The following is a 5,984-nucleotide window of genomic DNA, read 5'->3' on the forward strand; positions in this document are numbered from 1 at the left end:
CGTGAGGTTTTTGGTTGCACTTGAATATGATTGCATCAAGTAGTGTTGACAGTAAGGCAGCCTGAGTACGCTTAACACGCTGATCCATGGGTTTATGAGGGGTAAAAACACCCGCTGAAGTCAATGAGTGGAGTGTTGTCGTAAGGCTTCGCCAGTCCCAGCGCCGTGATATGGTAAAATTTTGCAGCAAACGTATCAGCTGGCTTTGTTCCGCTCGATTTAACGGTCTTTTTGCAGCGGATGTGTATTGTTTAATTGAATTGGCATACTGGCCGTGATTTCTCCCATCATAGCGATGACCGAAATGATGCAATTTACTTACCAGGTCATCCATTACTTCCTGTTTGATGAGCGCCTTAAAATCTTGAGCAGGGTTTACTGTACGGCGCTGTAGATATTGAGAAGAGCGTGTGTCAGAAGAATGGTAAAATTCATTGCGACCCGGGTTAGTGCGTGGGTTATTATCCCACTGCCTGACCGTGGCCTGTCTGTATCGTCCACACCTCGAAGCAGCAGCACGGCCACTCGCTCGGTTATGATTATTATCGGATCTTACGTATTGACCACTGATACCGGCAGAGCTTCCGTCCATAATTATATTTCATTAATTCATGGAAATATAAAAAGCAGACTGCTGTGCGGTTCAGAAGTTCATTTTGCTGAAATGTTTATCACCGGAATATGAACACGGTTCTAGATTTCATAATTCCCCGGCTCGTCAAGGCAATCCAGGACAAACGACACCAATCATATATTGACCATTCCATGCAGGATCTTCTGACGCAAAGAGTGCTGCAAATGGCCTGCGGTTATCAGGATGCCAAATGACAGCAACCATTTGCGTAAGGACCCCATGTTCAAGCTGGCTGTCGGTCGCAGTCCTCTGAATGCCGAGACCCATCTGGCATCAGCCCCCACATTTACACGACTCGGGAAGGGCTTGTCCCGCAGGGATATATACGACCTGGCCTACGCCTTTGCAGAGCATTTTCTCAGCAGCTATAAAAAACCGCCCAAGCTGGCAGTCATTGATCTGGATCACACGGCCAGCCTGACCCACGGTGCTCAACAGTACAGTCTGTTTAATACCAAATACGGCAATACCTGCTACTTGCCACTGATGATTTTTGAAGGTTTGAGCGGGAAGTTGATCACAGCCATTCTTCGGCCGGGTAAAACACCTTCGGGACGAAAGCATGGCAGAAGCTCGCCACTGTTTGCAAACACGTACAGCTTACGCCCGATTAAATAAATTACCGATACCTTACCGGGTGCGTCTGTATGGCGAGGCTCAGTATCAGGCAAAGAGCTGGAAAGGGCTGGATACACGTGTCATATATAAGGCTGAAGTGAACCAGATGGGTGACAACCCTCGCTTTGTATTGACATCAATCAAGAATGCCTCGGCCCGGTGCGTTTATTAGCTGTTCTATTGTCCCAGAGGACAGGATGAAAACTACATCAAACACCTGATTGTCTTGCTGGTATTATCACCCAGCAAGGATTGCCAACTGCTGTATGAGTAACTTTATTGGAGCTATCCAGGGCAACTACTTGTTTTTTTGTTGTGCAGTGTCTGTGGGTAGTTGGTTCAATGGTGCAGGCTGATCAGTTACCAACGTTGCTTTGTTTAATAGTTCCCGGAGGGCAGCAATTTCCTCGCGATTTGTTTTGCAGCTCTCATTAATCTCTTTTTGTTCCCTGTATAATTGATCCAGCTTGTCCATTGGCTTTTTGTTCAATTCCTTAATATTCTTTTCAAGATTCTCAATTTTTTTCTGGTTTTCGGTAAGTTTCAAAGTATTCTGTCTCAGCCTGTTCGATAATTGTTCAAACCTTTCCACTAGTGCATTGTTTAACTGCTGTTTGTTTTTGAGCAGTAGTACATTAGTGTATTGATGCCAGGCAATGCTGCGACGATTCAGGGTGCCAGCCAGGAGATTGGCACCGCAAAATGTCATAAAACCAACAGGTTCAGATGTTATAGGGCTAACGATGCTACCGAAAATTTGACCAAAAACTCCACAACAGGCCGAACCTGCCAGCAAATCAAAATCTAAATAGTCTAACAAGTGTTCGGACGGCGCAATCGGGGGTGGTTGCATGATTGTTAATTCCTGAAAATGAGGGCTACATACTTAGTTAGTTATTACGGCGATAGATCAAACTAAAACATTTCCTTTAATATCCGACTTTCTTTCCAGAAAAAAGTTCAAAATATTTGATTGAAGGACCTTGGCTTTTTTTTCCTCTTCCTTGTTCTTTTTTTGGGTTTGCCTGTTTGCTTCTCTGAATGCTCTTCGCCGGTTAAGTAACAGTGATGTGAGGATTGACACCCGTTATCGATGGTAACGTTTGCCTCATATACCCACCCGATTTTATAGGATACAGAACCATGGGCCTGTGGCGGGATGTCCAGCCTGGTCTTTATTTCATCAATACATCGTTTTATTGAATCCGGGTTCAAAAAGGTGTTAGTGGGGATTTCAATGACCTCAAATCCTGCTTTTTGCAGCAGTGCGATTTTCAGCAGAGTCGAACCATTCCTGGTTTTGAAATCACCACACACGTAATGAAAGGGTCCCTGAATTTCAATAATAATATTGTGGTCAGGCAGTAGCAGATCAACCGGAGGTAATGAGTTCAGACTCCTTTCTGCTTCAATTTTTAAAGAGGGAATAGATGATTGAAGTTGATCGTGGAAGTCGGTTTGATGTTTTGAAATGCTGGTCTGGTAATGGGGGACGATGGGACACGCCCTGTCAAGCCAGCTTGCGGCCATGGCAATGAGGGATTGTTCCTCTACATCGTTTGGGGATGCATTTTCGAAGCGAGTAAACAGGGCGTCCATGTGCTTTTCAAGCAAGCTGTTTTTATTGGTATTGGCATTGGCATCTGGACAGAGCCTGGCACAGCATACCAATACTCCCCAGAGAGACATCGATATATCTTGCTGAGATAACTGAGGGCATTGACTGATTTGGTAGAGAAGAAGTTCAGACGTGGATTTAACCACGTTCAGCTCAACGAGCTCACCCAGTTTCGCCATGGCCCACAGCAGGCTGGCGATATCCCGGGCATTGAGTTGGACTTTCTTTGCGTTCTCGTGGGGCAACAGCGCGGCCACGACCTCTTTGAGACCTGGTGTCTGCTCCTGCCCGTTGTCCACCAGTTTTGCCATGGCCCACAGCAGGTTGGCGATACCCTGAGGAATAAATTGGTCTTTTTGTGCGTTCACGTGGGGCAGCAATGCGGCCACAGCCTCTTTGAGTTCTGGTGTCTGCGCCTGCCCGTTGTCTACCAGTTTCGCCATGGCCCACAGCAGGTTGGCGATTTCCTGGGGTTTAAAGTTAGCTTTCAGTGCCTTCACATGGGACAGCAGCGTGGCTACGGCCGCTTTGAGCTCTGGTGTCTGCGCCTGCCCGTTGTCCACCAGTTTTGCCATGGCCCACAGCAGGTTGGCGATTTCCTGGGGGTTAAAGTTAGCTTGCAGTGCTTTCACGTGGGGCAGTAGCATGGCTATGGCCGCTTTGAGCCCTGGTGTCTGCTCCTGCCCGTTGTCCACCAGTTTCGCCATGGCCCACAGCAGGTTGACGATACCTTGTGGTATAAAGTTAGCGTTCTGTGTATTCACGTGGGGCAACAATGCGCCTGAGGCCTCTTTGAGCCCTGGTATCTGCTCCAGCCCGTTGTCCACCAGTTTCGCCATGGCCCACAGCAGGTTGGCGATATCCTGGGCATTAAATTGGACTTTCTGTGCGTTCATGTGGGGTAACAACACGGCTAAGGCCTCTTTGAGCCCTGGTGTCTGCTCCAGCCCGTTGTCCACCAGTTTCGCCATGGCCCACAGCAGGTTGGCAGTTTCCTGTGGCTTAAAGTTAGCTTTTTGTGTGTTCACAAGGGTCAACAGCACGGCCACAGCCTCTTTGAGGCCTGGTATCTGCTCCAGCCTGTTGTCCACCAGTTTCGCCATGGCCCATAGCATGTTGGCGATATGCTGGGCATCAAATTGGTCTTTCTGTGCATTCACGTTTGGCAACAGCACGACTAAGGCCTCTTTGAGCCCTGGTGTATGCTCCAGCCCGTTGTCCACCAGTTTTGCCATGGCCGACAGCAGGTTGGCATTTTCCTGTGGCTTAAAGTTAGCTTTCTGTGCGTTCAAGTGGGACAAAAGTATGGCCAAGGTCTCGTTGAGCTCTGGTGTCAGCTTCTGCCCGTTGACTACCAGTTTCGCCATGGCCCACAGCATGTTGGCGATCTGCTGAGGAATAAATTGGACTTTCTGTGCGTTCACGTGGGGCAACAGCGCGGCCACTGTCGCTTTGAACCCTGGCGTCCACTTCTGCCCGTTGTCTACCAGTTTTGCCATTGCCCACAGCTGGTTGGAGATTCCCCAGGCATCAATGTCCCTGGCTTGAGGTTTTTGGTTGCACTTGAATATGATGGCATCAAGTTGTGTTGACAATAAGTAAGCTTGAGTTAGCTTGACACGCTCATCCATGGGGTTATGAGGGGTAAAAAACCCCGCTGAAGTCAATGAATGGAGTGTTGTTGTAAGGCTTCGCCAGTCCCAACGCCGTGTTATGGTAAAATTTTGCAGCAAACGTATCAGCTGGCTTTGTTCAGCTTGATTTAACGGTCTTTTAGCAGCTGATGTGTATCTTTTAATTGAATCAGCATACAGACCGTGATGTCTCCCATCATAGCGATCACCGAAACGATAAGATTTACTCACCAGATCAGCCATTATTTCTGGTTTGATGAGCGCCTTAAAATCTTGAGCAGGGTTAACTGAACGGCGCTGTAGATGTTGAGAAGGGCGTGCGTCAGAAGAACGGTAAAATGTAGTACGCCCCGGGTTTGTTCGTGGGGTATCATCCCACTGCCTGACCGTGGCCTGTCGGTATCGTCCACGCCTCGAAGCAGCAGCACGGCCACCCGCTCGGTTATGATTATTATCGGATCTTGCGTATTGACCACTGATACCGGCAGAGCTTCCGTCCATAATTATATTTCATTACTTCATGAAAATATAAAAAGCAGACTGCTGTGCGGTTCAGAAGTTCATTTTGCTGAAATGATTATATATAAGCAGTGCCGTATTTCTCATCTGCAGACCCGCTTTTAAGTGATACGGAGCCATGACCCTGTGGCGGGATGTCCACCCTGGTCTTTATTTGATCAATATATAGTTTTATTGAATCCCGGCTCCTGAGCTGGTTAACCGGGATTTCAATGACCTCAAATCCTGCTTTTTGCAGCAGTGCGATTTTCAGCAGAGTCGAACCATTCCTGGTGTTGAAATCACCATTCACGTAATGAGACCGTCCCTGAATTTCAATCACCATGTTGTGGTCTGGCAGTAGCAGGTCAACCGGAGGTAATGAGTTCAGACTCTTTTCTTCTTCAATCTGCAAAGAGGGAATGCATGATTGGAGTTGAGTGCGAAAGTCGGCTTGAGGTTTTGACAGGTTAGTCTGGTAATGGGGGACGATCGGACACGTTCTCTCAAGCCAACTGGCGGACAGGGAAATGATGCGTTGATCTTCTTCATTATCTGGGGATGTATTTTCCAGGCGAGTAAACAGGTCATCCATGTGCTTTTCAAGCCAGTTATTTTTATTGGTATTAGAGTCTAGAGACAACCTGGCACAGCATACCATGACTCCCCAGAGAGACATCAATATCGCTTGCTGAGAGAGCTGAGGTTTTTCACTGATTCGGTAGACAAGAGATTCGAACGTCGATTTAACCACGTTCAGCTCAACGAGCTCACCCAGTTTTGCCATGGCCCAGAGCAAATTAGCGATTTGCTGTGGATTAAAGTTAGCTTTCTGTACGTTCACGTGGGGCGACAGCGCGGCCACGGTCTCTTTGATCTCTGGTGTCTGCCCCTGCCCGTCGTCCACCAGTTTCGCCATGGCCCACAGCAGGTTGGCAATACCCTGTGGTTTAAAGTTGGCTTTCTGTGCGTTCACGTGGGG

6 protein-coding genes are annotated in these 5,984 nt (G+C 47.9%); 2 read left to right on the forward strand and 4 right to left on the reverse strand.

Annotation, left to right across the window (positions count from 1 at the left end; genetic code table 11):
- The coding region (locus tag ACO6VE_RS23610; RefSeq protein ID WP_422463867.1) for a hypothetical protein at window positions 1–592 on the reverse strand (592 nt) is incomplete at its 3' end.
- 225 nt (window positions 593–817) lie between these two features.
- Between ACO6VE_RS23610 and ACO6VE_RS23615 the strand changes: the two genes are divergently transcribed.
- Together ACO6VE_RS23615 and ACO6VE_RS23620 are read left to right on the forward strand one after the other, a co-directional pair.
- Window positions 818–1,252, forward strand: a complete 435-nt coding sequence (locus ACO6VE_RS23615; protein ID WP_422450730.1) for a transposase — start codon at window positions 818–820, stop codon at window positions 1,250–1,252.
- Window positions 1,197–1,424, forward strand: a complete 228-nt coding sequence (locus ACO6VE_RS23620) for a transposase (protein WP_422450731.1) — start codon at window positions 1,197–1,199, stop codon at window positions 1,422–1,424. Before ACO6VE_RS23615 ends, ACO6VE_RS23620 begins: the two co-directional genes overlap by 56 nt.
- 126 nt (window positions 1,425–1,550) lie before the next feature.
- Here ACO6VE_RS23620 and ACO6VE_RS23625 read toward each other — a convergent pair whose 3' ends face one another.
- The 3 genes from ACO6VE_RS23625 to ACO6VE_RS23635 form a co-directional block, all read right to left on the reverse strand.
- Complete coding sequence (locus ACO6VE_RS23625; protein ID WP_422463868.1) at window positions 1,551–2,105, reverse strand: hypothetical protein; 555 nt, start codon at window positions 2,103–2,105, stop codon at window positions 1,551–1,553.
- A 107-nt stretch (window positions 2,106–2,212) separates the two neighbouring features.
- Window positions 2,213–5,005 carry a DUF1601 domain-containing protein gene (locus ACO6VE_RS23630; protein WP_422450733.1) on the reverse strand — a complete coding sequence of 931 codons (2,793 nt, stop codon included), beginning with the start codon at window positions 5,003–5,005 and terminating at the stop codon, window positions 2,213–2,215.
- A gap of 76 nt (window positions 5,006–5,081) precedes the next feature.
- A partial coding sequence (locus ACO6VE_RS23635; protein ID WP_422463870.1) for an RAP domain-containing protein occupies window positions 5,082–5,984 on the reverse strand: 903 nt, incomplete at its 5' end.

This window comes from Endozoicomonas sp. ALB115, from assembly GCF_049310245.1.
Lineage (GTDB): Bacteria > Pseudomonadota > Gammaproteobacteria > Pseudomonadales > Endozoicomonadaceae > Endozoicomonas.